The 26,606-nt window shown below is 59.3% G+C and carries 28 protein-coding genes; 6 read left to right on the forward strand and 22 right to left on the reverse strand.

Translation table 11 applies throughout. The annotated features are described in order from the left end of the window. Window positions 1-72: 72 nt before the first annotated feature. A complete protein-coding gene (locus FHT85_RS21010; RefSeq protein ID WP_112411413.1) occupies window positions 73-468 on the reverse strand; it encodes a RidA family protein in 396 nt (131 codons plus the stop codon). 354 nt (window positions 469-822) lie between these two features. Between FHT85_RS21010 and FHT85_RS21015 the strand changes: the two genes are divergently transcribed. Together FHT85_RS21015 and ligD are read left to right on the forward strand one after the other, a co-directional pair. Then, entirely contained in the window at window positions 823-1,617 is a 795-nt protein-coding gene (locus FHT85_RS21015) for an SDR family NAD(P)-dependent oxidoreductase (protein WP_112411268.1), read from the forward strand. 83 nt (window positions 1,618-1,700) lie between these two features. After that, a complete protein-coding gene (gene ligD / locus FHT85_RS21020) occupies window positions 1,701-2,594 on the forward strand; it encodes a non-homologous end-joining DNA ligase (protein WP_409527344.1) in 894 nt (297 codons plus the stop codon). 2 nt (window positions 2,595-2,596) lie between these two features. Here the strand turns inward: ligD and FHT85_RS21025 are convergent, their stop codons facing one another. The 5 genes from FHT85_RS21025 to FHT85_RS21045 all read right to left on the reverse strand — a co-directional run bounded on the left by FHT85_RS21025 (window position 2,597) and on the right by FHT85_RS21045 (window position 5,237). After that, window positions 2,597-3,163 carry a methyltransferase family protein gene (locus tag FHT85_RS21025; protein WP_112411267.1) on the reverse strand — a complete coding sequence of 189 codons (567 nt, stop codon included), beginning with the start codon at window positions 3,161-3,163 and terminating at the stop codon, window positions 2,597-2,599. 3 nt (window positions 3,164-3,166) lie between these two features. Further along, window positions 3,167-3,904, reverse strand: coding sequence for a glutathione S-transferase family protein (locus tag FHT85_RS21030; RefSeq protein ID WP_112398532.1), 738 nt, complete (start codon window positions 3,902-3,904; stop codon window positions 3,167-3,169). Between the two features lie 225 nt (window positions 3,905-4,129). Beyond that, window positions 4,130-4,444 carry a plasmid stabilization protein gene (locus FHT85_RS21035; protein WP_112411266.1) on the reverse strand — a complete coding sequence of 105 codons (315 nt, stop codon included), beginning with the start codon at window positions 4,442-4,444 and terminating at the stop codon, window positions 4,130-4,132. Window positions 4,445-4,482: 38 nt separating this feature from the next. After that, the gene (locus tag FHT85_RS21040) at window positions 4,483-4,734 is read right to left on the reverse strand and encodes a hypothetical protein (RefSeq protein WP_312861353.1); all 252 of its coding nucleotides are present in this window, start codon (window positions 4,732-4,734) and stop codon (window positions 4,483-4,485) included. Between the two features lie 233 nt (window positions 4,735-4,967). Beyond that, on the reverse strand, window positions 4,968-5,237 hold the full coding sequence (locus tag FHT85_RS21045) for a DUF2934 domain-containing protein (protein WP_112398567.1): 270 nt from the start codon (window positions 5,235-5,237) through the stop codon (window positions 4,968-4,970). Between the two features lie 326 nt (window positions 5,238-5,563). On the opposite strand from FHT85_RS21045, the gene FHT85_RS21050 reads away from it, so the two are divergent. From FHT85_RS21050 to FHT85_RS21060, 3 genes are all read left to right on the forward strand, one after another. After that, on the forward strand, window positions 5,564-7,027 hold the full coding sequence (locus FHT85_RS21050; RefSeq protein ID WP_183774289.1) for a phosphatidylserine/phosphatidylglycerophosphate/cardiolipin synthase family protein: 1,464 nt from the start codon (window positions 5,564-5,566) through the stop codon (window positions 7,025-7,027). 123 nt (window positions 7,028-7,150) lie between these two features. After that, the gene (locus FHT85_RS21055; RefSeq protein ID WP_112411263.1) at window positions 7,151-7,993 is read left to right on the forward strand and encodes an endonuclease/exonuclease/phosphatase family protein; all 843 of its coding nucleotides are present in this window, start codon (window positions 7,151-7,153) and stop codon (window positions 7,991-7,993) included. 102 nt (window positions 7,994-8,095) lie between these two features. Continuing rightward, a complete protein-coding gene (locus FHT85_RS21060; RefSeq protein ID WP_112411262.1) occupies window positions 8,096-8,893 on the forward strand; it encodes an NAD-dependent epimerase/dehydratase family protein in 798 nt (265 codons plus the stop codon). A 3-nt stretch (window positions 8,894-8,896) separates the two neighbouring features. Here the strand turns inward: FHT85_RS21060 and FHT85_RS21065 are convergent, their stop codons facing one another. The 15 genes from FHT85_RS21065 to FHT85_RS21135 form a co-directional block, all read right to left on the reverse strand. Next, window positions 8,897-9,943 carry a sulfate/molybdate ABC transporter ATP-binding protein gene (locus tag FHT85_RS21065; RefSeq protein ID WP_112411261.1) on the reverse strand — a complete coding sequence of 349 codons (1,047 nt, stop codon included), beginning with the start codon at window positions 9,941-9,943 and terminating at the stop codon, window positions 8,897-8,899. An 11-nt stretch (window positions 9,944-9,954) separates the two neighbouring features. Continuing rightward, the gene (gene cysW, locus FHT85_RS21070) at window positions 9,955-10,827 is read right to left on the reverse strand and encodes a sulfate ABC transporter permease subunit CysW (RefSeq protein ID WP_112337308.1); all 873 of its coding nucleotides are present in this window, start codon (window positions 10,825-10,827) and stop codon (window positions 9,955-9,957) included. Next, window positions 10,817-11,674: a sulfate ABC transporter permease subunit CysT gene (gene cysT / locus FHT85_RS21075; RefSeq protein WP_112411260.1), complete on the reverse strand. Its 858-nt coding sequence runs from the start codon at window positions 11,672-11,674 to the stop codon at window positions 10,817-10,819. The genes cysW and cysT overlap by 11 nt, the downstream gene beginning before the upstream one ends. Window positions 11,675-11,680: 6 nt before the next feature. Further along, entirely contained in the window at window positions 11,681-12,709 is a 1,029-nt protein-coding gene (locus FHT85_RS21080; RefSeq protein ID WP_112411259.1) for a sulfate ABC transporter substrate-binding protein, read from the reverse strand. 161 nt (window positions 12,710-12,870) lie between these two features. After that, window positions 12,871-13,326, reverse strand: a complete 456-nt coding sequence (locus FHT85_RS21085) for a PTS sugar transporter subunit IIA (RefSeq protein ID WP_112337311.1) — start codon at window positions 13,324-13,326, stop codon at window positions 12,871-12,873. 99 nt (window positions 13,327-13,425) lie between these two features. Next, the gene (locus FHT85_RS21090; RefSeq protein ID WP_015342832.1) at window positions 13,426-14,118 is read right to left on the reverse strand and encodes a response regulator transcription factor; all 693 of its coding nucleotides are present in this window, start codon (window positions 14,116-14,118) and stop codon (window positions 13,426-13,428) included. After that, window positions 14,115-16,826: a sensor histidine kinase gene (locus FHT85_RS21095; RefSeq protein WP_112411258.1), complete on the reverse strand. Its 2,712-nt coding sequence runs from the start codon at window positions 16,824-16,826 to the stop codon at window positions 14,115-14,117. The genes FHT85_RS21090 and FHT85_RS21095 overlap by 4 nt, the downstream gene beginning before the upstream one ends. 59 nt (window positions 16,827-16,885) lie before the next feature. Beyond that, a complete protein-coding gene (locus FHT85_RS21100; protein WP_112337313.1) occupies window positions 16,886-17,491 on the reverse strand; it encodes a K(+)-transporting ATPase subunit C in 606 nt (201 codons plus the stop codon). A 12-nt stretch (window positions 17,492-17,503) separates the two neighbouring features. Continuing rightward, window positions 17,504-19,591 carry a potassium-transporting ATPase subunit KdpB gene (gene kdpB, locus FHT85_RS21105; RefSeq protein ID WP_112337314.1) on the reverse strand — a complete coding sequence of 696 codons (2,088 nt, stop codon included), beginning with the start codon at window positions 19,589-19,591 and terminating at the stop codon, window positions 17,504-17,506. A gap of 48 nt (window positions 19,592-19,639) precedes the next feature. Further along, on the reverse strand, window positions 19,640-19,801 hold the full coding sequence (locus FHT85_RS21110) for a hypothetical protein (protein ID WP_162707999.1): 162 nt from the start codon (window positions 19,799-19,801) through the stop codon (window positions 19,640-19,642). A gap of 12 nt (window positions 19,802-19,813) precedes the next feature. Further along, window positions 19,814-21,517: a potassium-transporting ATPase subunit KdpA gene (gene kdpA / locus FHT85_RS21115; protein WP_112411257.1), complete on the reverse strand. Its 1,704-nt coding sequence runs from the start codon at window positions 21,515-21,517 to the stop codon at window positions 19,814-19,816. A 27-nt stretch (window positions 21,518-21,544) separates the two neighbouring features. Beyond that, window positions 21,545-21,634: a K(+)-transporting ATPase subunit F gene (gene kdpF, locus FHT85_RS21120; protein WP_041678183.1), complete on the reverse strand. Its 90-nt coding sequence runs from the start codon at window positions 21,632-21,634 to the stop codon at window positions 21,545-21,547. A 502-nt stretch (window positions 21,635-22,136) separates the two neighbouring features. Continuing rightward, the gene (locus FHT85_RS21125; RefSeq protein ID WP_112398521.1) at window positions 22,137-23,147 is read right to left on the reverse strand and encodes a zinc-dependent alcohol dehydrogenase family protein; all 1,011 of its coding nucleotides are present in this window, start codon (window positions 23,145-23,147) and stop codon (window positions 22,137-22,139) included. Window positions 23,148-23,465: 318 nt separating this feature from the next. Beyond that, the gene (locus FHT85_RS21130; RefSeq protein ID WP_112337317.1) at window positions 23,466-24,464 is read right to left on the reverse strand and encodes a Tim44 domain-containing protein; all 999 of its coding nucleotides are present in this window, start codon (window positions 24,462-24,464) and stop codon (window positions 23,466-23,468) included. A 159-nt stretch (window positions 24,465-24,623) separates the two neighbouring features. Beyond that, entirely contained in the window at window positions 24,624-24,845 is a 222-nt protein-coding gene (locus FHT85_RS21135; protein ID WP_112337318.1) for a hypothetical protein, read from the reverse strand. Window positions 24,846-25,199: 354 nt separating this feature from the next. On the opposite strand from FHT85_RS21135, the gene FHT85_RS21140 reads away from it, so the two are divergent. Further along, window positions 25,200-25,478: an HU family DNA-binding protein gene (locus FHT85_RS21140; RefSeq protein ID WP_112411256.1), complete on the forward strand. Its 279-nt coding sequence runs from the start codon at window positions 25,200-25,202 to the stop codon at window positions 25,476-25,478. A 153-nt stretch (window positions 25,479-25,631) separates the two neighbouring features. On the opposite strand, the gene nrdF is transcribed toward FHT85_RS21140, so the two are convergent. Beyond that, a complete protein-coding gene (gene nrdF, locus FHT85_RS21145) occupies window positions 25,632-26,606 on the reverse strand; it encodes a class 1b ribonucleoside-diphosphate reductase subunit beta (protein ID WP_112398517.1) in 975 nt (324 codons plus the stop codon).

The raw sequence follows: 26,606 nt of genomic DNA on the forward strand, positions 1-26,606 counted from the left end.
CATAAATGGACGCGAGATGGATTGCGATGCAGCCCTTGCCGCACCGCGATCGAGGCAAAAAACAGCGCTCGGTCAGTCGAGCGGTTTGTAGGCGATGACGTCCATTTCCACCTTCACATCGACCATCATTGGCGACTGAACGGTCGAACGGGCTGGCGGATGATCGATGAAATGCTTTTCGAATACCGCATTGAAGCTCGAGAAATCACGAGCGTCATCCAGCCACACATTGACCTTCACCACATGCTCGAGCGTGCAATCGGCAAGAGCAAGGACATCCTTGATATTGGCAATGACCTGCTCGGTCTGCGTGACGATATTGCCCGTAACGATTTCGCCGTTGATGGTCGGAACCTGACCCGAAACGTACACGAAATCGCCTGCCCTGACGGCCTTGGCGAAGGGGCGACGCTGGCCGCCGGCCTGATTGTCGGCGACGTCGAAACGGATCAGCTTGTTCTTGCTCATGATATCCTCAGTCTCACCCCGTTGCTGAAAGTCGCAGTCACCATCATTCATCGTGAACAGGCCCAAGCGTTCGACTCTCCTAGTAGCTTCCTTATCTGCCGCAACGGCGCTACGCCAGATCGTTTTGTTCGCTTGCGGGATGGACATGGAGCGATGCTTCTGCGACTTCGATCGAAACCTTAACTTCAAAAACGAGAAAAAGCCTTTTATTTTCCGGCGACTAAGGACGCTTCCTCGACAAAGGACATGTCCGTCCTTTTGTCGCGCTTGGCATGATTGCCTTTTCGCCCCCGAGCCTGATAAGACAAAGGCATATTTCGTCGTATGATTGGTTGACGTTCAGGAGGAGTCGTCATGGCAGAACTCACGCAATCGCTTGCGTCCATTCGCATTCCCGATCTTGCCGGCAAAAGAGTATTGATAACGGGCGCTTCGACCGGCATCGGTGCCGCCGTGGCACGCGCCTTTGCCGCACAGAGCATGAAGATCGGCCTGCACTTCAATGCAAGCCGCGAGCCGGCGGAAAAGCTGGCCGATGAAATCAAGGCTGGCGGCGGAACCGTCCATCTTATTCAGGGCGATGTCTCGCAAGACGGCGGGACCGAGAGCGTCGTCAAGGATGCGGTAGACGCGCTGGGTGGCCTCGATGGCCTGATCAATAATGCCGGCGGCATGCTCGGGCGGCTGCCGACCGCCGAAATGACAGATGAGCATTATGAGCGGGTGATGAACCTCAATGCACGCTCCGTCCTTGCGGCGACCCGCGCCGCTCATCCACACCTGAAAAAACAAGGCGGCTTCATCATCAACACGACCTCGATTGCCGCGCGCAACGGCGGCGGCAATGGCGCAATTCTCTATGCCGCCTCCAAGGGGTTCGTCTCGACCATTACCCATGGCCATGCCAAGGAATTCGTCAACGACAAGATCCGCGTCAATGCCGTCGCACCCGGCGTCATCGCGACGCCGTTCCATGAGCGCTATACCAACGACGAGCAGATGGAACTGCAGCGCAAGACGATTCCCATGGGATTCGTCGGCACGCCGGAAGACTGCGTCGGCGCTTATCTCTTCCTCGCCTCTCCCACCCTGTCCGGCTACATCACCGGCCAGATCATCGAGGTCAATGGCGGCCAGCTCATGCCGTGAGATGCGGCCAGCGGTCGCTTTGTGCGTCGGGCAGTGTTAGTCTTGCCCGGCGCGGGGCCTTCGCGTCGGGGAAGATGGAGCGCATGCAGATGGCAAAGACGCCCACTCATGACGGCATCGAAACGTCGGTGGAATTGACCCATCCGGAGCGGGTCTATTGGCCCGACGATAATATTACCAAGCATGATCTTCTCGAATATTATGCCGTGGCGTGGGAGCGCATGTCGCCATTCGTCATCAATCGCCCCCTCGCCCTCTTGCGCTGCCCCGATGGTATCGACGGGCCACGCTTCTTCCAGAAACACGCCTGGAAAGGCATCAATCATCACATCACCGAAATCGCCGATCCCGGAGACAAAGACGCCGCAAAGCTTTTGAAGATCGAGAATTTTGACGGGCTTGCTACGCTCGTCCAATCAGCCGCCCTGGAGATACACCCCTGGGGCACCACGATCGATCATTGGGAAAAGCCCGACATGATCATCATGGACCTCGATCCCGGCGAGGATATCGTATGGAGCAAGGTCGTGACTGCAGCGAAAGAGATCAGGGAGCGGTTCGCGGCCCTGGGTCTAACCTCCTTCGTCAAAACCTCCGGCGGCAAGGGCCTGCATGTGGTCGCGTCCGTCAAACCGCAGGCGACCTGGCCTGATATCAAGGATGCCGCCGAAACGATCGCCCATGCGATGAGTGCCGATAGTCCGCAGACATATTTGTCGGTCGCCAGCAAGGCGAAACGAGCTGGTCACATCTTCATCGACTATCTGCGCAACGGTCGCGGCAATACTGCCGTGGCACCCTATTCGACACGCGCCAGAAAGGGCGCGGCCGTTTCGATGCCGGTCTCTTGGGAAGAATTGGACGACACGATCGGGCCGGCTTCCTTTACGGTCAAGAATGCTGCATCGCGCCTCGGCCACTCGAGCGCCGATCCTTGGGCAGATTTCTTCAAGGCGGCATCGCCGCTCAAAGTCTGACGCTACACGAGAAACGGGACCAGCGCCGGCGTGCTGGCCTTATAGTCGGCATAGGCCGAGCCGAAGGTCTCGCTCATCCAGCTTTCCTCAATCTGCACACGGCGCAGCACGGCATAGAGAACGGCGACGATGGCCAGGGCCGCCGCGATGTCGCCTCGCGCAATTGCCGAGCCGATGATGGCAAGCATCAGGCCGGAATAGATCGGATGCCGCACAAGCGCATAGGGACCGGAGCGGACGAGCGCGTGATCCTCCTTGAGGGTAATCACGCCGCTCCAGTTTCTACCGATGTGATAGCGCGCCCATACGGCGAAGAGCAGGCCGATCAAAGTCAGAGCGGCACCGATAGCATAGGATGTCAGGTCTTGCGGAATGATGCGATGTCGCAAGGGGCCGAACCAGGATGGATTGATCGCAAGCAGGAAGGCGCCGATCCAGATCGGCGCGGTATTGCCGAGCCGCGACCACGGATCCTCCTGCCGCACGCTCTTCTTGACGCCGAACGAAGCGAAAAGCCAGATCAACAACCAGGTGATCCAGCATGCAGGAATGAATTGATAAAGCAGCATCGCTCAGGCCACGTCTTTGTCCAGTTCCGGATAGTGCCGGAAAATGCCGTTCTCATTGAAGGGAATACGGCGATCGGACTGAAGATAGCGAGCAATGTTGGGCCGTTTCATGACAGCTGCGTGCAGCGCAGTCAGATGCGGATAATCGCGTTCAAAATGCTTTGTCGCGCGCGGGAAGGCATAGTGTAATCCCTCATAGACCTGGAACAGCGATAGATCGACATAGGTCAATTCGCCGCCGAAGATATGGCTCGATCCTTCGGGGTTCTGCTGAAGCACTTTCTCGAAATAGCCGAGAAACTTGGGAATGCGGTTTTCGATGAATTCTGCAGAGCGCGCTTTGGCCTCTTGCTTCTGGTCATCGTAATATTTCGACGTTGCGATCGGGTGATGCGTGTCGTGTACCTCGGCGACGAGATCGGTGATGGTCAACTGCAGGCCGTTCAACACGTGGCGCTTTCCTTCGTCCCTCGGTGCCAGACCTAGTTTCGGCCCGAGATACATCAGGATATTCGCCACATGCGGAATAATCAGATCACCGTCCTTCAGAAATGGCGGCGCAAACGGAAGATCGAAGTCGGATTTTCCGCCCATGATGGCGAACATGGCGGGCATTCCCTGCCCCTTGCTTGCCGGTCCGCGACAAACATCGACATACTCCGCACCCGCCTCCTCCAGCGCCAGCCGAACGAATTCGCCGCGCCCTTGAATGCCATCCCAATAATAGAGTTCGTAAGCCATTCGGTTTTTCCCTCCCGAGAATTGAAAACGCCAGCCGCGGCAGTCGTAGCGACGGGCATATTCTCGTCACCGTCACCATCGGCGCATCGCAAGCCTACAATTTAGCGCCGATGGTAGAGAAGATAAGTGGCAACCGACGGTATGGGCTACACATATGCGCCAGAAGCCCTGTGAATGTGATCTTCGGCCTGTGAAAAAGGTCCGGCGAGACCTCCAACGGGGAGGCTAGCTGCGCGCATTATGCTCGTGGCGTTTACGTGTCGCCGCCGCCTTCTTGGCGGAAGCAGAACGCTCCGCTGCGGGCCGTTTGGCGGCGGCGCGTCCGCCGATCCTGCCGCCCTTTTCGGACGATTCGTGATTTTCGGGATGGCCGCGACCGGAGCCGGATTTCTTGCCGCCGCCGCTTTCCTTATTGACCGTCGCCCAGGCACGCCGCTCCGCCTCCTCATTGGAAATGCCGCGGTCTTCATATCCTTCCTCGATATGCTCAGCCTTGCGCTTCTGTTTGTCCGTATAGGCCGATTTGTCTCCTCGGGGCATGATCTTTCTCCTTGTTAGGACGAAAAACCAACCCGTCGTCAGAGAAAAGGTTCCGAGATCCGCCCGGGCGAATTGCGATTACTGGACAGCAGATTGGCTGGAAGCATTCGGAAGCGCCGATCATGCCGCGCGGCGGCAGATTGCTTGGCCGAAGCCGGGAAAAAGATGCCGACTGAACGATCGATGATCAAAATCAGGACCAAGGCGGCCAGCAGATAGAGCGCGGTCAATATAAGGAGGGAGGTCATCGCATCGCTCCAAACCCATTGGCAAAGCAGGCAGCGCAGCACGCCGCAACGATTGCGGCAACCGTCATTTCCCTATCATCGATGTCGCTACGACCCATTGCTAAGCTCCCTTCGCAATTCGTAGCATCGATGTGTGACAACTATGTCGCGCAGGAGAGCCAAATCACCGGAATTATTGCAAATATTCCGCCGGCCGCCGTCTTTTGAAAGAGAGAGGGCCTGCCGTTGCCAACAGGCCGCTCCTGTCTCCGCCACACTCTTAAGACCGACACGCCTTACACCTTCGGCGCTACAGCCTTCTTCGGCGTTTTCTTCGCGGGTTTGGCCGACTTCTCCTCGGCAACAGCCGCCGCAGCGACCGCCGTCTTGCGCTTCGCCTTTGGCTTGATATCGATCGTGCTGCCGTTTGCTACAGTCTTTTCAAGCGCAATACGCTCGCTGCTCGCCTGCGCCCAGTGCTCGGCGTCGCGTCCCGAAGGATGACCTTCCTCTTCCCATATGGCGTATGCGCGTTTCTTGATCCATTCGTCCCGAGGTTCCAACATCTGCTGTTCTCCGTTCGCATCATTGAACATGGTTTTGATGAACAATGCCCGTTCTTGAAATGCGGGCTTTACGCCTCCCCCGAGCAGTCAAGACACTAGGTCAAGCGTTCTTCGGTCTCGACTCTCGAACCGCAGTGGCGCTTCAAACGAAAGACAGATTTACCGTGGGGGACGGTAGCGAAGCAGCCGAAGCACCCTAACTATGAAGGCGGTGACAACGGGGTTCAATTAAAATTATCTAATAGGATGAATTTTCGCACCGATAGCCTTCTGATGACCGCAAGCCGGCTCATTGCAGCTTTTGCGCGCAAGGATATACTTGCATCATGATCGACCTCGTGGCCGCCCATTGGGGCCAAATTCTCGCCGTCCTTTCCATCGCGATGGGTGCCGCCGCTGCAATCCATGCAGCCATGACCAAAGAGGATGTCCGCGCCGCGATCGGCTGGGTCGGCGTCATCATCCTGTCCCCCATCATTGGTGCCGTCCTCTATGCTGTCGCCGGCATCAATCGCATCCGCCGGGCCTCCCTCACCTCGCAGCGAGATGCGCTCTTTCGCAAGGATGCGAATGGCGAGCTCTCCAGCTTCGACGCGGATGACGGCGAGGTGCGGCGGCTCTTCGGCGAACGTTTCGGCTCGATGAAGACGCTCGGCGACCGGGTCGTCCGTTACACGATGAGCACCGGCAATACGATCGAGATGCTGACGAACGGCGATGTCGCCTGTGCCGCGATGAAAGCCGCAATCGATGGCGCCGAACGCAGCATCCTGATGGAAACCTATATTTTCGATCGCGACCCGATCGGCCTTCGCATCGCCGATGCGCTGATTGCCGCGACCAAACGCGGCGTCAGCGTCCGCGTGCTGATCGATGCCGTCGGCGCCCGCTATTCCGTGCCGAGTATCATGGGTTATCTGCGCCAGGGCGGCGTTCAGGTCGACGTCTTCAACGGCAATGTCATCATCGGCCTCCGGTTGCCCTACGCCAATCTGCGCACCCACCGTAAGATCCTCAGCATCGACGGGCGAATTGCCTTTACCGGCGGCATGAACATACGCCAGGGTTTTACGCGCGAATTCGCTCGCGATCACTGCGCCCGCGACATGCATTTCTGCGTCACAGGCCCGGCAATCGCCGATCTCTTCAATACGGCAGCCGAAGACTGGCGCTTTACCACGGGCGAGGTCCTGAACGCCCCGGAATGGCGAATTGCCGCCCCTTCCAACGAGCCGGGTGCCCCCGTCTTTATGCGGGTCGTCGCCTCCGGCCCGGATCGCAGCGTCGAGACCAATCATAAGATGCTGATTGGTGCGCTGTCGGTGGCGCGCAAATCCATCCGCATCATGTCGCCTTATTTCCTGCCCGATCGAGAATTGATCAGCGCTCTGGTGACAGCAGCCCGGCGCGGCGTCGAGGTCGATATCGTCGTGCCGACAGCCAATAATCTCGTGCTCGTCGACCGAGCTATGACGGCGCAATTCGACCAGATGCTGAAGAATTATTGCCGCATCTGGCGCGCCGAAGGCGCTTTCAACCATTCCAAGCTTTTGGCCATCGACGGCATCTGGGCCTATGTCGGCTCTTCCAATCTCGATCCGCGCTCGCTGAGGCTCAATTTCGAGGTGGATCTCGAGGTGCTCGATCGCGGCTTTGCCGGCACGATCGACGCGCATATCGGCGCAATCCTCGAAACGGCGCATCCGGTCGATCTCGAAAAGCTTCGGGCGCGGCCCTTCATCGTCAGACTTATCGAAAAGGTGCTTTGGCTCGGTTCGCCCTATCTCTGACGCTGGCTTAACCGAATAATCTGGCCTGGTCGCAGCCTTTTTACATGACAAGGCCAACGATCGCTTCTTATACTCTTTCCCATGTGCCCGACATGGTCTGATTAAGGAACGGTCGACGGATAGATGCGAAAGAAGAAAGAAAGCCTCCGTGCGAGCATTCTGGAAAGCCTGAAGAACCGCAAGAAATCGCGCCCCAAGCCGGCTGGCGGCCAGGTGGACCGACCGGAAGGCACATTGATCGCCTCCTACAACGTCCACAAATGCGTCGGTGCCGACCGCCGCTTCGATCCGGAACGCACCAGCCGCGTCATTCATGAAATCGATGCCGATATCATCGGCTTGCAGGAAGCCGACACCCGTTTCGGGGAACGCACGGGTATCCTTGACCTGCGCCGCCTCGAGCGCGAGACGGGGCTTATTCCGGTGCCGATCTCTGGCGTCACCAAGGCCCATGGCTGGCATGGCAATGTCGTGCTTTTCAAGCAGGGCACGGTTCGCGATGTCCATCAGATCAATCTACCCGGGCTGGAGCCGCGCGGCGCACTCATTGCCGAACTGGAATTGGCGCGCGGCGGGAGCCTCAGAATCATTGCCGCGCACCTCGGCCTGCTGCATCGCTCGCGTGCCCAGCAGACACGCCTGATCGTCGACCTCATGAACGACGGCAGCGAGATGCCGACCATTCTGCTGGGCGATCTCAATGAATGGCGGCTGGGCGACCGCTCATCGCTCAATACTTTCCAGGCCGCCTTCGGCCCGCTTCCGCCTGCTGTTCCGAGCTTTCCCTCGACGCTGCCACTCCTGGCGCTCGATCGCATCATGGCAAATCGCCGCGGCATGATTTCCTCGGTCGAGGTGCACGACTCACCACTGGCGCGCATGGCGTCGGATCATCTGCCCATCAAGGCGGTCGTCAGTCTCGAAACGTTCGACAACGAAGCGCAGCGGCATCCACAGACAGCCTAGACGTTATCGACATGCTTCATGTTGATCCCACCGATATATGTGATGACGGGCGAAGGACCATCTTATAGGCTGCCCGCAATTGACCGATCCGGGAGACAATCCATGCTGAAGACTTTGTTGCTGACTGGGGCCGCCGGTGGCGTCGGGCAGGCGATCAGGCCGCTTCTGTCGCAAATTGCCGAGAATGTCGTTTTATCCGATCTCTCGCCGATAAGCGACTTGCGTCCGAACGAGCGTTTCGTCGCTTGCGATCTCGCCGACCGTGGCGGCGTCGAGGCAATGGTCAAGGGCGTGGACGGGATCATCCATCTCGGCGGCATTTCGGTCGAGAAGCCATTCGATCTGATCCTTCAAGGCAACATCGTCGGCCTCTACAATCTTTATGAAGCAGCGCGTGCCGCCGGCAAGCCGCGCATCGTTTTTGCAAGCTCCAATCACACGATCGGCTTCTACCGTCGCGACGAGCGGATCGACAACAAGATGCCGACACGGCCGGACTCGCTCTATGGCGTCTCAAAAGTATTCGGCGAGGCCGTCGCCAGCCTCTACTTCGACAAGTTCGGCCAGGAAACGCTTTCGGTGCGTATTGGTTCGTGCTTCCCGGAGCCGCGCAATACGCGCATGCTCGCCACCTGGTTCAGCATCAGGGATTTCGTCTCGCTGTGCGATTGCGCCTTCAACGCCCCGCGTCTCGGCCACACGATCGTCTACGGTGTCTCGGACAATGACGAGCAATGGTGGGACAACAGCAACGCAGCCTTCCTCGGCTGGAAGCCGCGCGATAGCGCAGCGCCGTGGCGGGCCGAAATTCTGTCGAGAACGCCCACTGAGGATCCAAACGATCCCGCAATCGTCTATCAGGGCGGCGGCTTCGTTTCTGCCGCTCATCCCGAGGACTGATCGTCAGACGCCGTTGCGAAAGAGCTTCCAACGGGTCGGCCTGAAGGCGATGCGGTTGCGGTCCAATGCGTCCGCCTTGTTCGGCGGCAGTTCGATCTCCATAGGATCGTGCTCGGCACCGATGTTGATCTCGAGATGGCGGGTACCTGCCACGCGCCTGCTGGCAACGAGCAAACCCGCAATCGCGCCGCTATCGCCGTCGCGGATCTCGATATCGTGGGGTCGAAAATAGAGATAGGCTTCGCCATCGGGCTCATGCGGCGTGCTGAGCCCCAGCGGCTTGTCATCGAACCATATCTCACCGCTGGTGATGCGCACCTTGAGGCGATTGGATTGACCGATGAATCCATAGACGAAAGGCGAGTTCGGCGTGTCGTAGATCTCGTCCGGCGTGCCGACCTGTTCGATCGCGCCCTTATTGAGCACGACGACGCGATCGGCGAGCTCCAGTGCTTCTTCCTGGTCATGGGTCACGAAAACGGTGGTGTGGCCGGTGCGGTCGTGAATCTCGCGCAGCCATTTGCGCAGGTCCTTGCGCACCTGCGCATCGAGAGCCCCGAAGGGCTCGTCGAGAAGCAGGACATTCGGCTCCACGGCCATGGCCCGCGCCAGCGCAACACGCTGCCGCTGGCCGCCCGAAAGCTGCGTTGGATAGCGCTTCTCCAGGCCATTTAGCTGCACCAGTTCTAGCAGCTCCGTTGCACGGCGGCGGATTTCATCGCGCGGCGGGCGCCGCGATGCAGAGCGAACCTTCAGGCCGAAGGAGATATTGTCGAGCACCGTCATGTGCCGGAACAGCGCATAATGCTGAAACACGAAGCCGATGTTGCGCTGCTGCACGGTCTTCGACGAAGCATCATCCTCGCCGAAGAAAATCTTGCCTTCCGTCGGCGTTTCCAGCCCGGCAATCAAGCGCAGCAGCGTCGTCTTGCCGGAGCCGGATGGCCCGAGAAGCGCGATCAGTTCGCTCGAGCGGATATCCAGGGACACGTCATGCAATGCGGGAAAGCGACCGAATTCCTTACGCAGGTTTTGAACGCGAACTTCCATCAAAAATTCCTTCAGTGACGCCGGCTAGCTGCGATCTCTTCGCTATAGCGCATTTCCAGCAGCGTCTTCAGTATCAATGTGACAAGGGCAAGCAGAGCCAGGAGCGTAGCAACGGCAAAGGCCCCAGAGAAATTATATTCGTTATAGAGAATCTCGACCTGCAGCGGCATGGTATTTGTTTCGCCGCGAATGTGGCCGGAAACCACCGAAACGGCGCCGAACTCACCCATGGCGCGGGCGTTGCAAAGCAGCACGCCGTAAAGCAGACCCCATTTGATGTTCGGCAGCGTGACATACCAGAATGTCTGCCAGCCATTCGCTCCAAGCGAAAGTGCTGCCTCCTCGTCTGCGCTGCCCTGCTCCTGCATCAGCGGGATCAGTTCACGCGCCACGAAGGGAAAGGTGACGAACATCGTTGCCAGGACCAGCCCAGGAACCGCAAACAGGATCTGAATGCCGTGGCTCTGCAGCCAAGGGCCGAATATGCTGTTCGAATTGAACAACAGCACGAAGACCAGGCCCGATATGACCGGCGACACCGAGAATGGCAGATCGATCAGCGTCGTCAGTAAGGCCTTGCCCTTGAATTCGAATTTGGCGATCGCCCAGGCGGCAGCAATGCCGCAGACGAGGTTCAGCGGCACACTGATACCTGCAACGATCAATGTCAGCCGGATCGCCGCGAAGGTTTCCTCGTCAACCAAGGCTTCGAAGAAAGTCTCGATCCCCTTGCGGAATGCCTCGACGAAAACGGCAGCGAGAGGCAGAAGCACCATCAGCGTCAGGAACGCGAGCGAGATCAATATGAAGACGATGCGCGCAAGCCGGCTTTCGGTGATGACGGAATGATCGGTTTCGACTGATGCAGAAAGATCATGCGCCATAGCCATATCTCCTTCTGCTCCAGGACTGGATGAGATTGATGATCAAAAGCATGGTGAAGGAAATGAACAGCATCACCGTCGCGATCGCCGTCGCTGCGGAATAATTATATTCCTCCAGGCGAATGACGATGAGCAGCGGCGCGATTTCTGAAACATAGGGCTTGTTGCCGGCGATGAAGATGACCGATCCGTATTCACCGGCCGCGCGCGCGAATGCCAACGCAAACCCCGTCAGCGCCGCCGGCGCAAGACCTGGCAAGAGCACGCGGGTTATCGTCTGGAAACGCGACGCGCCGAGGGTCGCTGCCGCTTCCTCGACCTCGCGGTCGATCTCTTCCATGACGGGCTGCGCGGTGCGCACCACGAACGGCAAGCCGACGAAAATCAATGCAATGACAACACCGACCGGAGTGAACGCGATCTTGATGCCGAGCGGCGTCAGGAACTGCCCAATCCAGCCATTCGGCGCGTAGAGCGTCGTCAAGGCAATACCGGCGACTGCCGTCGGCAGGGCGAACGGCAGATCAACCATGGCATCCAGGATGCGCTTACCCGGAAAGCGGTAACGCACCAGCACCCAGGCCAGGATAAGTCCGAGCACGGCATTGACGAGCGCGGCGATGAAGGCGCCGCCGAAGCTCATGCGCAGCGCATAGAGCGTGCGCACGTCAAGCGCGAGGGCCCAGAAATTCTGCCAGCCGAGCGCGCTGCTCTTCCACAGCAGTCCCGACAGCGGAATGAGAACAATGAAGATGAGCCAAGCCAAGGTAACGCCGAGCGCCAATCCGAATCCCGGAATGACGCTCGGCTGCCGTAACCGCCACCGTTTGCGGGTTATAGAATGCATTCAGTCTTATTGTCCCGGCTTATAGATCTGATCGAAGACGCCCCCGTCAGCGAAGAATTTCGGCTGAGCTTGAGACCATCCGCCGAAGTCGTCAATAGTTGCGAGCTTCAGGGACGGGAAACGAGCGACATCCTTCGGATCGGCTGCTTCCGGCTTGATCGGCCGGTAATAGTGCTTCGCAGCGATCTTCTGACCTTCATCCGAGTACAGGTAGTTCAGATATGTTTCCGCGACTTTGCGCGTGCCCTTAGTGTCGACATTGCCGTCGACAACGGCAACCGGCGGATCGGCGCGGATCGAAACGGACGGTGTCACGATTTCGAATTTATCGGGGCCGAGCTCGTCGAGCGAGAGATAGGCCTCGTTTTCCCAGGCGAGCAGCACATCACCAAGACCACGCTGCACGAAGGTCGTCGTCGCCCCGCGCGCTCCGGTGTCGAGGACCGGGACATGCTTCAGGAGCTGCCCGACATAGTCCTGCGCCTTGGTATCATCGCCGCCATTGGCCTGCTTGGCCCAGGCCCATGCCGCCAGAATGTTCCAGCGGGCACCACCCGATGTCTTCGGGTTCGGCGTGATGACTTCGACGCCATCCTTGACCAGATCCCCCCAGTCCTTGATGCCCTTGGGATTGCCCTTGCGCACCAGGAAAACAATGGTCGAGGTATAGGGCACGGAATTGTTCGGGAACTTGGTCTTCCAGTCGGTGGGGATCTTGTGCGTCGCCTTGGCGATAGCATCGATATCGCCTTCAAGGGCGAGCGTCACGACATCGGCATCGAGACCGTCGATAACCGAGCGGGCCTGCGCGCCGGAACCGCCATGCGAAGCCTTGATATTGATGGTTTCACCCGTGTCCTTCTTCCACTTGGCAGCAAAGGCCGTGTTGAAGTCCTTATAGAGTTCACGGGTCGGATCGTAGGAAACATTAAGAAGCGTCTTGTCCGCCGCCCAGGTCGGCGCGACGGCCGCGATCGAGAAACTGCCGATCAGAACTGCCGTGGCGAGCAGCCGTGAAAGCTTTATCGTCTGCATGAATACACCCCCTTCGTTTGTCCTTAAACCCTACCAACTTGGTCGTATAAAGTAACGAAGACAGTTCCCGTTTTCGGCAACCGTGGAGAACAGCATCCCATAGAATCCAGAAAAGTGAAATCACATTCCCGAATGACATCAGATGCCCGACGAATGCGTCGTCAGCAAATTGTGTCGGACATAAAGACGGAATAGAGTTCGTCAGCGCTCTTTGTCTGCCGCATTGCCGTCAGAACGCCTTCCGTGCGCAAACGCCTCGCGATCGCGGCAAGCACGTTCAGATAGTCGCTCCGACCGCCCTCTCCGAACAACAGCACGAAAGCCCATTCCGTCGGCACGTCGTCGATGGCTTCGAAATCGACGGGATGTGCAAAATGCACCATCAATCCCCGAGGCCTCGTCATGGCAGCGATGGCGGCATGCGGAACCGCAACGCCATTGCCGATCCCCGTCGTGCCCAATTTTTCGCGCGTCTCCAGCGCCCGCAGGACCACCGCCTCGTCCAGGCCAAAGCAATGGGCTGCCTTCGACGACAGCATCTGCAATGCCCGCCATTTCGTCGGAGTGGAGACGCCGACAAAGACGTGTTCGGGAAGAATGATCGTGGAAAGGTCCATGGTCGCACTCAAGGTCCGGCAATAAATTCTGAAATGGCATTCATCGCCACAAGTCCGAGGCCAAATCGCCTCGACAATGGGCTCGAAATCTCCGACGCCTCAATCCGGCTCGCGCAGCCGGTAGCCGACGCCTGTTTCGGTGGTGATATAGCGTGGCTGATCCGGGATTTCTTCGATCTTCTGCCGGAGCTGCCGCACGTAGACGCGCAGATACTGCACATCGGCCGCCGGCCCCCAGATCTGCTTCAGCAGGAACTGATGCGTCAGGACCTTGCCCGCATGCTGGGCGAGCACGCGTAGGATGTCGTATTCCTTCGGCGACAGCTTGATCTCCCTGCCATCGACCTTGACGATGCGCTTGACGAGATCGATGGAAAGGCCGCCGGTCTGGAAAATCGCCTTTTCACCCTGCTGCTGCAGGCGATGGCGCAGCGCCACACGGATACGGGCAGCAAGCTCGTTGACGCCGAAAGGCTTGGTCACATAATCATCGGCGCCGCTCTCGAGCGCCTTGACGATACCAGCTTCATCGGTGCGGCTCGACAGAATGACCACCGGAATCTGCACCCCATCCTCACGCCATTCCAGAAGCAGGTCCTGGCCGGATTTGTCGGGCAAGCCGAGATCGAGCACGATCAGATCGGGTTGATCCTCGGCGACCGATACCCGAGCCGATGCGGCGCTCTGTGCCTCGTTGACGACGTAGCCCTGGGCACCAAGACCGACGCGAAGCAACTTGCGGATCGGCGGCTCATCATCGACAACGAGAATCTTGACGGCGGTAGTGTTCATTTCAATTCATCCAGCTTCAGGACATCTGTTGGTTTCGGCAGGCGGATGGTGAAGACCGCTCCCTGCCGATCCGTTCTGTTACCGGCGGCAATCGTGCCACCCATCGCCTCGATGAAACCGCGGCAGATGGACAGGCCAAGACCAGTTCCGGCGCGCACCTGATCGCCCTTTCGTACGCGGTAGAATGTATCGAAGACGCGCTCGAGGTCGGTGGGCGGAATACCCGGTCCCTCGTCCATTACCCGGAAGACGATGTTGTCGATATCGGACCAGGCCTCCAGCCGAATGGCCGATCCTTCCGGCGCATACTTGGCAGCATTGTCGAGCAGATTGAACAGCACCTGCTCGAACAGCACCGGGTCAACCTTCACCATCGGCAGATCGACGGGCATCTGCACGTCGACACGGTGATGTGCCAGGATTTTTTCCGCTCGCCGCAGCGCGCTGCCGACGATATCGCCGGCATAATGCAGGGCATAATTCGGCTCCATCGCACCGGACTCGATCTTGGTCATATCGAGAAGATTGGCGATGAAGCGGTTGAGGCGCTCGGATTCGTCGATGACGGTCGAGAGGAGATCGACGCGATCTTCGTGCGGCAGGGTTTCCAGATAATCGCGCAAGGTGCCTGCCGCTCCAAGGATGGCAGCGAGCGGTGTCTTCAAATCATGAGAAATGGACGTCAGCAATGCCGAGCGCAGCCGGTCCGCCTCGACGGCAAGCTTCGCCCGATCGACATCGGCAACCAGTTGTACGCGCTCGATGGCAAGAGCCGCCTGATCGGCGAGCGCGTCGAGCAGCCGCTGTTGCTCCGGCGTCAAGAGCGGGCCGTCGCGCCGGTCGCTATCGAGGCCAATGACGCCCACGGCAGTGCGGCCGGTGCGCAAGGGCACATAAAGACGTTTGGCACCCGGCAAGGTATCGGCGCCGCGGCCGGCGGCGTGATTGTGCTCCCAGGCCCAGCGCGCCGCCGCAATATCGGCATCGTCGAGCGTATCGTCAGGCGGATAGCCGGCCCTGACGGCGATGGTGCCATGTTCCGGCAGAAGCAGCACGACACGCAGCTTCAGCATCGAGGCCAGCTGAAAGGCGGTCGCCCAGAGAACATCATCGAGCGTGCCGGTGCCGGCGAGCTTCTTGGAGAACAAGTAGAGGTCTTCCGTTGTTCTCGCGCGTTGCCGCGCCGCCGCCGCCTGGCGCTGCACCGTCGCCGTCAGGTTACTCGCGATCACCGCGACACCGAGGAAGAAAAAGAAGGCAAGCACGCTTTCCGGATCGCTGATCGTCAGTGTGTAGCGCGGCGGCAGGAAGAAGAAGTTGAAGGCAAGAGCGCCGAGAAAACAGGAATAAAGCGCTGGGCGCAGGCCCTGCGTCACCGCGCTGGCCAGAACCGCCATCAGGAAGACGAGCGCCAGATTTCGCACATCCAGCACCTGGTCGAGGATGACGCAGAAACCGAGCGCGATGGCGACATAGAGCGTTGCCAGGACATAACCACGAAGCTGGAAGGGCGGCGGCGAAGGCGCCACTTTGACACCCCGCCTTGCAGCCTCGCCATCCACTTCGCTGCCGGAAATGACATGGACGCTGATGTCCCCGGCCCTGCGGATGAGATCGTAGGATACTGAACGGCGCGACCAATCGCGCCAGGAGCCGATTTTCGGCGAACCAATGACGATATGGGTGACATTGTTGCTCGCCGAATGGCGAAGCAATTCCTCCGCCACCTCGCGGCCCGGGAGAGTAATCGCCTCACCGCCGAGCTGTTCGGCGAGCCTGAGCGTTGCGGCAATCGTATCGCGCTGCGCCTCGCTCAAGCTGATCGAGCGGTTGGTCTCGACATAGACGGCTGCCCAGGGGGCCCGCAGGCGCGCAGCCATGCGGGCGGCATAGCGGACCAACGATGCCGAGCGCGGGTGATGATCGATGGAAACGAGCACACGCTCGCCGGCAGCCCAGGGCCCCTGGATCGCGTGCGCCTGCATGTGGGTCAGGAGCTGGTCGTCGACGCGCTGGGCGGTGCGTCGCAGCGCCAGTTCGCGCAACGCCGTCAGGTTGCCCGGCGTGAAATAGTTGGTCAGCGCCCGTTCTGCGGTCTTCGAGACATAGACCTTGCCGTCATGCAGCCGCTTGATGAGATCATCAGGCGTCAGATCGATGATCTCGACATCGTCGGCCATGTCGATGATCGAATCCGGTACCGTCTCGCGCACGCGGATGCGGGTAATCTGCGAGACGACGTCATTCAGGCTTTCGACGTGCTGGATATTCAACGTCGTATAGACGTCGATCCCACGGTCGAGAAGCTCCTTCACATCGAGATAGCGTTTGGGATGCCGGCTGCCATAAGCATTGGTATGGGCAAGTTCGTCGACAAGCACCAGTTCGGGGCGGCGCTTCAGGATGGCATCGAGATCCATTTCCTCGAGCGCCCTGCCCTTGTAATCGACGTTGACGCGCGGAACGATTTCGAACCCTTCGAGCAGGGCCTGTGTCTCGCGGCGGCCATGGGTCTCGACCACGCCGATCACAACATCGACGCCGTCGGCGATCTTCGCCCTGCCGGACATCAGCATCTCATAGGTCTTGCCGACGCCGGGTGCCGCTCCCAGGAATATCTTCAACCGACCGCGCGTCTCGGCCCGCGCCCTTTCGAGAAGCGCATCGGGAGAAGGCCTGCTCAACATGTCGCGGCTTTCATCTGCCATTCGCGGGTCGTCTTTCCTGATAAGGTTGAAACGGCGCTAACCGCCTCAACCTCTTCAACTCATTGAGTCATAGAAGCATCGAGCGCCTGGTTCAATGCCAGCACATTGACCACAGGTTCGCCGAGAACGCCGAGCTCACGCGGCTCGATGGCCGCATCGACAAGCGACTTGACCTTAGCCTCATCCATACTGCGGGCCTTGGCGACGCGCGGCACCTGGAAATAGGCATCCTCAGGCGAGATGTCCGGGTCGAGACCGCTGCCCGATGTCGTCACCATGTCGATCGGAACCGGCGCGTTCGGATTCTGGGCCTGCAGCGTTGCGGCATCGCCCTTGATGCGTGTCATCAGAGCCGAATTGGTCGGACCGAGATTGGAACCACCGGAATTGGCGGCATTATAGGGTGCGGAAACCGATTTGGTCGGGTCATTCGGATCGGCGCCGGTCGTGGCCGAGGGACGACCGTGGAAATATTTATCCGCCGTAAAATTCTGGCCGATAAGGCTGGAACCGATCACCTTGCCGTCTTTCTCCACCAGGCTGCCATTGGCCTGATGGGGAAAGAGCGCCTGGGCGACACCGGTCATGGCAAGCGGATAGGCAAGGCCGGTCAGGACGGTCGTGGCGACGATCATGACGATCGCAGGTCTGATTTGTTTCAACATGAGAGAAACTCCTTAGACAAGGCCGATGGCGGTGATCGCCATATCGATGGCCTTGATGCCGATGAAGGGAACGATGATGCCGCCGAGGCCGTAGATCAGCAGATTGCGGCTGAGCAGCGCGCCGGCGCCGATCGGCCGGTAGCGGACACCCTTCAGTGACAGCGGGATCAGTGCGACGATGATGAGCGCGTTGAAGATGATCGCCGAGAGGATGGCGCTTTGCGGCGTTGCCAACCCCATGACGTTCAGCATCTTCAGCTGCGGATAGAAGGCAATGAACATCGCCGGGATGATGGCGAAGTACTTGGCGATGTCGTTGGCGATGGAGAAGGTCGTCAGTGCGCCGCGTGTCATCAGCAGCTGCTTGCCGATCTCGACGATCTCGATGAGCTTCGTCGGGTCGCTGTCGAGATCGACCATGTTGCCGGCTTCGCGGGCGGCGACCGTACCGGTGTTCATGGCAACGCCGACATCAGCCTGGGCGAGTGCGGGCGCGTCGTTTGTGCCGTCGCCGCACATGGCGACCAGCTTGCCCTGCGCCTGTTCCTGACGCATCAGCGCCAGCTTCATTTCAGGCGTTGCCTGGGCAAGGAAGTCGTCCACGCCGGCTTCTGCGGCAATGGCGGCAGCCGTCAACGGGTTATCGCCGGTGATCATCACGGTGCGGATGCCCATGCGGCGCAGTTCCGCAAAGCGTTCGCGGATGCCGCCCTTGACGATGTCTTTTAGATGGATAACGCCGAGCAGACGGCCATCGCGGGCAACGGCAAGCGGCGTGCCGCCGGCCTTGGCGATCTCGTCGGCGATCGTTTGCAGCTCACGCAGCATTTCGCTGGATGTGCGCGAGATGACGGCTGTACCTTCCGTCGCACCATTGGCTGCACCTTCGACATAAGCCACCACGGCGTCGACCGCACCCTTGCGGATCGAGGAGCCATCCAGATCGACACCGCTCATGCGGGTCTGCGCCGTGAAAGGAACGAAGGTCGCCTTCAGGCTCGTCATGTCGCGACCGCGGATCGCATATTTCTCCTTGGCGAGCACGACAATCGAGCGTCCCTCCGGCGTCTCGTCGGCAAGCGAGGCGAGCTGTGCGGCATCCGCGAGATCCTGCTCGCTGATACCCCGAACCGGGCGGAAGGCGGTTGCCTGACGGTTGCCAAGCGTGATCGTGCCGGTCTTGTCGAGGAGCAGCGTATCGACGTCGCCGGCAGCTTCGACGGCGCGGCCCGACATGGCAAGCACGTTGAAACGCACCAGGCGGTCCATGCCGGCGATACCGATCGCCGAAAGCAATGCGCCGATTGTGGTCGGTATCAGCGTCACGAAGAGCGCAACGAGCACGACCGTCTGGATCGAACCGCCGGCATAGGCGGCAAAGCTCGGGATGGTGACGGTCGCCAAAACGAAGATCAGCGTCATGCCGGCCAGCAGGATGTTAAGCGCGATTTCGTTCGGCGTCTTCTGACGCTCGGCGCCTTCGACCAGCGCGATCATGCGGTCGATGAAGGTCGAGCCGGCTGCCGCCGTGATGCGCACGCGGATCTCGTCCGACAGGACCTGCGTACCGCCTGTCACAGCCGAGCGGTCGCCACCTGATTCGCGGATGACAGGCGCGGATTCACCGGTGATGGCGGCCTCATTGACGGAAGCGACGCCTTCAATGACTTCGCCGTCCGACGGAATGATATCGCCGGCTTCCACCAGAACGACGTCACCGACCTTGAGGCTGGTGCCGGGTACCATCTTGTAGTCGGTGCGGCTGTTGCCGACGAGCAGCTTCGCCTGCGTTTCGGTGCGCGACTTGCGCAGCGAGTCCGCCTGCGCCTTGCCGCGGCCCTCGGCAACGGCCTCGGCGAAATTCGCAAACAGCACAGTGAACCACAGCCAGATATTGATCTGCAGCGAAAAGCCGAGATTGCCGCCGCCGGTGATGAGGTCGCGCAGGAAGAGAACGGTCGTCAACATCGAAACGACGGCGACCACGAACATGACAGGGTTCTTGGCAAGGGTGCGTGGGTTCAACTTCGTGAACGAAGCGCCGATCGCCGGAACGAGGATGCGAGAATCCAGAATACTCGCTGATTTTAACTGGCTCATAAGAGGCTCCAGCGTGAAGAGGAAAACGTCAGATCGGAACGCTGCCGATCAGCCGATCAAAAATCCGAAGACGACAAGGCCGAGGAACAGTGCGGCCATTGCCAGCAAAATGGCATCGGACGCGCAGGCTGTTCCGACCGGGCCACGCCCCCTGTCGAAGGGGCGTGGATCGATGGCTTTTCTAAGCTTGCCTAGAAGCGGTTGGCTCATAGCCGTCATTCCTTAGAAGGTCTGGCCTGCGATCATCGACAGATGTTCGACGATCGGTCCGAGCGCCAGCGCCGGGAAGAAGGTCAGGCCGCCGACGATCAGGATCGTGCCGACGAGCAGGCCGACGAAGAGCGGGCCATCCGTCGGGAACGTGCCGGCCGAGGCAGGAACCGTCTTCTTGCTGATCAGGGAACCGGCAATCGCAAGCGCCGGAACGATGACCAGGAAGCGGCCGATCAGCATGACGATACCGAGCGTGGTATTGTACCAGGGGGTATTGGCGGATAGACCAGCAAAGGCCGAGCCGTTATTTGCTGCCGCGGAGCTGTAGGCATAGAGGATTTCAGAGAAACCATGCGGGCCGGAATTGCCGATAGCGGCGACTGCTGATGGCAAAACTGCGGAGATCGCGGTAAAGGTCAGCATTCCGAAGGGGAGGCAGAGCACGGCGAGCATCGCCATCTTCACTTCCTTCGCTTCGATCTTCTTGCCAAGATATTCCGGCGTGCGCCCGACCATGAGGCCGGCTACGAAGATCGCAATGATGACGAACATCAGGATGCCGTAGAAGCCGGCACCGACGCCGCCGACGATGACCTCGCCGAGCTGCAGGTTGATGAGCGGGATCATGCCGCCGATCGCCGTAAAGCTCCCCAACATGCCATTGACTGCGCCACAGGACGCCGCCGTGGTGATAACTGCGAACAGCGAGGATGCAGCAAGCCCGAAGCGGACTTCCTTGCCTTCCATATTGCCGCCCTGGACACCGAGCGCATGAACAAGCGGATTGCCTGCTGCTTCGGCCCAGTAGGTGACGATGACGCCAGCGATGAAGAGCGTGCCCATCGCAGCCAGGATCGCCCAGCCCTGACGCTGGCTGCCGACCATACGGCCGAAGACGTTCGTCAGCGCAGCACCGATGGCGAAGATCGACAGCATCTGGAGGAGGTTGGAAATCGCATCCGGATTTTCGAAGGGGTGCGCCGAGTTGGCATTGAAGAAGCCGCCGCCGTTCGTGCCGAGCATCTTGATGGCAAGCTGCGAGGCAACGGGACCCACGGCGATCGTCTGCTGCGCACCTTCGAGCGTCGTGGCATTGACATAGGGACCGAGCGTCTGCGGCACGCCGAGATAGACGAAAACAATCGTCAGCACGATGCAGATCGGCAAGAGGACATAGAGCGTCGCGCGGATCATATCGACCCAGAAGTTGCCGATCGCCTTGCCCGAGGCACGCGCAAATGCGCGGATCAGCGCGATGGCGATGGCGATGCCGGTTGCCGCGGAAACGAAGTTCTGGACCGTCAGGCCAGCCATCTGCACGAGGTAGGACATCGTGCTTTCGCCGCCGTAGTTCTGCCAATTGGTATTGGTGACGAAGCTGGTTGCCGTGTTGAAGGACAGTTCCGGGCCGACTGCGGTCATGCCCGCCGGATTATAGGGCAGGCTGCCCTGCAGGCGCTGCAGCGCGTAGAGCGCAAGGAAGCTGGCAAGGCTAAACAGCAGCATGGAGACCGAATAGGTCGTCCAGTGCTGCTCTTCGCGCTCATCCGTGCCGGCCAAACGATAAAGCCCCCGTTCCACAGGACGGAGGACGAAAGAGAGGAAGGTACGCTCGCCGGTAAAAACACGTGTCATGTAACCGCCGAGCGGTTTGACGAGCAGGAGAAGGATCCCGATGTAAATGAGGATCTGAAGCCATCCGTTGAAGGTCATGGAGGTAACTTTCCCTATCCAGCGCTGTTAGAAGCGCTCGGGGCGAATGAGAGCGTAGACCAGGTAGACGGTGAGAAAGATCGTCACGCCGCCACCGAGAATGTAATCGAGAAGCATTGCCGTCTCTCCGACTAGAGGCTGTCGCAGGCCTTGGTGTAAGCGACGCAAAGGAGGAAGAATAAAACGCCGATCCCGACAAGAAGAATGTCCATCATCGATCGCGATTCCTTGATTGTTATTGTTGAATGCAGAAACGATGGAGAGCGCCCTTTACTCAGAGCGCCTCTTTTTTTCTGCCGACCAGAAAGATCACTTGGGGTGCATCTTCCGAACACAATATGCGACCGAACCGCATTAAGGTTCGAGACGGCGGGAAAGCGGAAGATATAAAAATCTTATAAATGCCAGTGCGGATGATGATGGGCTACGAGCACGTTGATGCGCTTATCAAAGCGTCCGCCTGCGTTGCTGAACTCGTTCGAAGAGTCAGGCCGTCCGTCGATTGGAAACCCTTATCGAAGAAGCCACACCGATGGCGGCCACGACATCTTGTCAAAGTGTCTGTTACCATGATCGAGCACGAGGCCACCGGTCCCGTTTGCACATGAATGTGAAGCGCTCAGGGCCGGACTATGACCTTGATTTCGCCGGCCAGCGGCGCGCTGCCAACCACGCCTGCGACGTCTTCTAGGCCGATCGTCTTCGTAACAAGCGAATCCAGCTCCAGAATCCCGCTTCCCACCATGGCGGCGGCGCGAGCGTGGGTGAAGGGATTGAGATAGGCCGGCCTGATCTCAACCTCATTGACGAGCAGATCAAACGGCAGAATGGGCACTTCGAGGCCTGCCGGCGTTACACCGAAGAGGACGAGAGCACCGCCGCGCCGCGCCATCCGAACGCCGCTTTGAAGCGTTTCGGGAACGCCGGCGCATTCTATGATGACGTCAACGCCGCCATGGGTCACGTCCTTGACGGCGGCAACCGCATCGATCGCTGTCGGGTCGAGGGCCAGCGTCGCTCCCAGGCGCAACGCCGCCTCGCGCCGCGACAACTGTCTCGTGACAAGGATGATCTGGTCTGCGCCGGCCAAACGGGCCAGTTGGACCATGAGCAGGCCGATCACGCCGCCGCCCAATATGGCAACGCTATCGCCCGGACGGATTTGTGCCTTGTCGATGGCATGGATGCAGCAGGCCAGCGGCTCGCAGAAAGCGCCATGGACTGGATCGAGATCCGGAGGCAGAGTGAAAGCTTGGTTGCAGGGAACCGCAACATAGTCGGCAAAGCCGCCATCCCGCGTTACGCCGATAGCCGTGAGGTTGGCGCAGAGATTCGGTCGCCCACGCCGGCAGGCAGGGCAGGTACCGCAGGCAATATTCGGATCGACCGTGACGAGTTCTCCACCTACAAATGACGAAACACCCTCACCCACCTCTTCCACGAGGCCGCAGAACTCGTGACCCAGGGTCACCGGGATCGCTGTCGGATATTCGCCCTTGTACATGTGTCGGTCGGACCCACAGATGCCGGCGGCGAGAACCCGGACGATGATCTCTCCCGGTTCGGCGTTCGGCTTCTCGACCATGCGCATGGTCATATCGCCGATCGCTTCCAAACGGACTGCCCTCATTCGCCTCCTCCAAGCATAAGGTTTGATTCTTGCGCTACTGCGCTGCTCCCATCCGCACTATAGCACTCAATGGTGCGCGTAGCCGCTCCATAGCCGGTGCGCTAGACGCTCGAGCAAGCACCAAAGCACTCTCCTGAAAGTCTTCTCACAATGGCGCTGGAACGTTTTGAAAAAACGAATGACCTTCGGACAGCGCCGCGACCGAAATAAGGCTTAAATAAAAGCCGAGCCCGCCTTGGGAGCATCCATGCCTGTGCCGGATCAGCCGATTGCCCCGGCTTCCGCACGGGGCAATCTCCAACTGGGGTCAGTTCAAGATTAATGCTGGCCTGTTCCCTGGATCGCCGAAAGCTTCCAGTCCGAACCCGGCTTGCGCACGAAGGTCCAGAGCTCCGTCGTCTCGGAAGGATTGTGGTCGTCGCCATCCACAAGCTTTCCAGTCGTGCGATCGATCATCGCGTCGATGCTCGAGTAGCGCATTGCAAGCGTTGCGTACTCGGCATCTTCCTCACGCCAGGCCTCGGCGATATCACCCTGCAGCAGGCGCACATCGGAAACGCTGTTACGCACGCCATTGGTAGCGTTCTCACCGAGCTCCTCGGCCAGATAAGACATCGCCTCCGGCGTGGTCAGCCGACGGATCGCCGCATAATCCTCGGCGCCATAGGCCGTTTGGATTTCGGTGAGGAGGTGCTCGAAACGATCGAGATCGGCCTGCTGAAGCCCGATCTCGTCATTGGCTTGGCGCACCTTCTGCGCGGCCGCTGCCCCACCGCCGATGGACGGGATGGAGAAGGAAGGACGCGGCGATGCGCCGGCATTGTTCATCGGGTTCATATTGTAGGACGACCCGGATCCGGGTGCTGCATATTGCGTGCGCTGCCGGTTTGCGAAGAAGCGCATCGCAAAGCTGATGAGCAGCACGATCAGACCGATCTGCAGCAGCATTCCCAGAAAGCCGATGCCACCGCCGAAACCATGGCCGAGCAGCATGCCGAGAAGGCCACCGGCGATCAGGCCACCGATCATCGACCCGCCGAAGCCGCCGAAAAGGCCAGGACGCTGGGGCGCGCCAAGCGGCGGCTGGGTCGTCGTCTGCTGCGGCGGCCGCTGCGTCATCGTCCGGTCAATGGGTGCGGCCTGCGTGGGCGCTGTCCTCGTAATGGCCGGGGTATCGAAGGTGCGCGTTCCACGGCTTCCGAAACCGCTGGATCCAGCCCGGCGCGCATCGGCGGCATCAAAGGTCGCCACGGACGACGCGGCGGCGAGGATGACGACGGCTGCGATCTTGGCAAAGCGCGGCACTGCACTGAACATTGGCTCTCCTGTCATAGGGCAGAAAGACTAATTTGCCCTTATATGGGGATGCTTGTTCGTGATTGTAAGGCTGCGATTTTAAGTTGGCGAAACTTTTGGATTTCAACCAAACCAATCTATCCGTATACGGATGCTCGGCAGCAACGATCTAAGACGACCCTAATCTTCATCCGCTCTATCGATCAGGCCATCATAGATTTCCATCATTGCGTTGGTGATCGCCTGACCAAGTGCGTTACCGGCCGCGCGGACATCGTCGTCCGTGCCGTCCCGTGCTGCTCTTGCCAGTTCAAAGCCCTCACTGCTGATGATCTGCTTTGCGACCTCGATTGCCCACAGCCCGAAATCGCCGCGGTTGTCTATCTTGATCTCGTGTTCCATTGCTTGTTCCATTCATCCATCGTGAGCAAGCCTCTATAGAGCCAACCAGCGAAAGGCCACCCCGATCGCGCCGCCGTAGCGGGTGTCCATATGGTGAAAAGATGCGCCGTTGCCCCAAGGTTCGTCCATTTCCGGAGATTCGCGGGCTTCTGCGGATACCCGTTGGCGCTCTCTATCGGCCGCATGATCAGGTCTTCGCCTGGAAAATCACCCGCGGAAAGGCTCCAAAATGGCGTCAATGCGTCGGAACCTGTGGAAATGCAGGCTTTCTCGCCCTTTCATGTCAGAACTCCTCGTGACAACTGGCATCTCCAATGGAAATGATTCCGCCGTTATCAATGCGGGGGAAGCCTCATGACCACTACCAATGAAATTGCAGACAAGATTGCCGCAGATCACAAGCTGACCAAGACACAGGGCAAGGCAATCGTCGAAGCCATCTTTGCCGCCATCACCGGAGCCGCGACCTCCGGCGCCGAAACCTCTATTCCGGGTTTTGGTAAGTTCAAGGTCAAGGATACGCCGGAGCGCGAAGCACGCAACCCCGGAACGGGCGCAACCATCAAGGTTGCGGCATCGAAGAAGCTGACCTTCACGCCTGCAAAGGCGCTGAAGGATGCGCTCAACAAATAATCCCTGCTCTGGCCGAAAGCCCGTAGGCTCATGACCGACCCTATCCGCTAGGGCCGGTCATTTGCCGTTTCATACGAACGCAAGCGCCGCTTCGTCGTGAGGCGGTTTCGAAAGTACTGGCTCGAGCTGCCTGAGCTGCGCCAAGCTCCATCCTCAGAAATTCCAATCCTCATCCTCGGTCGCGACTGCCTTGCCGATGACATAGGACGAACCCGATCCCGAGAAGAAGTCATGGTTCTCATCCGCATTCGGCGACAACGCCGAGAGGATGGCTGGATTGACCTTGCAGGCTTCGGCGGGGAAGAGCGCCTCATAGCCGAGGTTCATCAGCGCCTTGTTGGCGTTGTAATGCAGGAATTTCTTGACGTCTTCTGTTAGCCCGACGCCGTCATAGAGCGCTTCGGTATATTTGGCCTCGTTGTCATAAAGCTCCAGCAGAAGATCGAAGGCAAAGTCCTTGATCTCCTGGCGTTGCCCGTCCGAAAGCCGCTCAATCCCATGCTGGAATTTGTAGCCGATGTAATAGCCATGCACGGCTTCGTCGCGGATGATGAGGCGGATCATATCGGCTGTGTTGGTGAGCTTGGCGCGGCTCGACCAGAACATCGGCAGATAGAAGCCGGAATAGAACAGGAAGCTCTCAAGGAAGACGCTCGCGACTTTCTTCTTCAAGGGATCGCCGGAGGCATATTGCTCGATGATCAGCGTAGACTTCTTCTGTAGGAATTCGTTCTCCTCCGACCAGCGATAGGCGTCATCGACGTCGGGCGTCAGGCAAAGCGTCGAAAAGATCGACGAATAGGAGCGTGCGTGCACGGCTTCCATGAAGGAGATATTCGACAGCACCGCTTCTTCATGCGGGGTTACGGCATCAGCCATCAGCTTTACGGCGCCGACACCATTCTGGATCGTGTCGAGCAGCGTGAGGCCGGTGAAGACGCGGATGGTGAGCTGCTGCTCCTCCGGCTTCAGCGTGGCCCAGGACTGGATATCATTCGACAGCGGCACCTTTTCCGGCAGCCAGAAATTACCGGTCAGGCGGTTCCAGACTTCGAGATCCTTGTCGTCTTCAATGCGGTTCCAGTTAATGGCGCGAACGCGGCTTGCCGGCTTGAATTGCATGTTCAT

It is taken from the genome of Rhizobium sp. BK312 (genome assembly GCF_014193605.1).
In the GTDB taxonomy this organism is placed as follows: Bacteria; Pseudomonadota; Alphaproteobacteria; order Rhizobiales; family Rhizobiaceae; genus Rhizobium.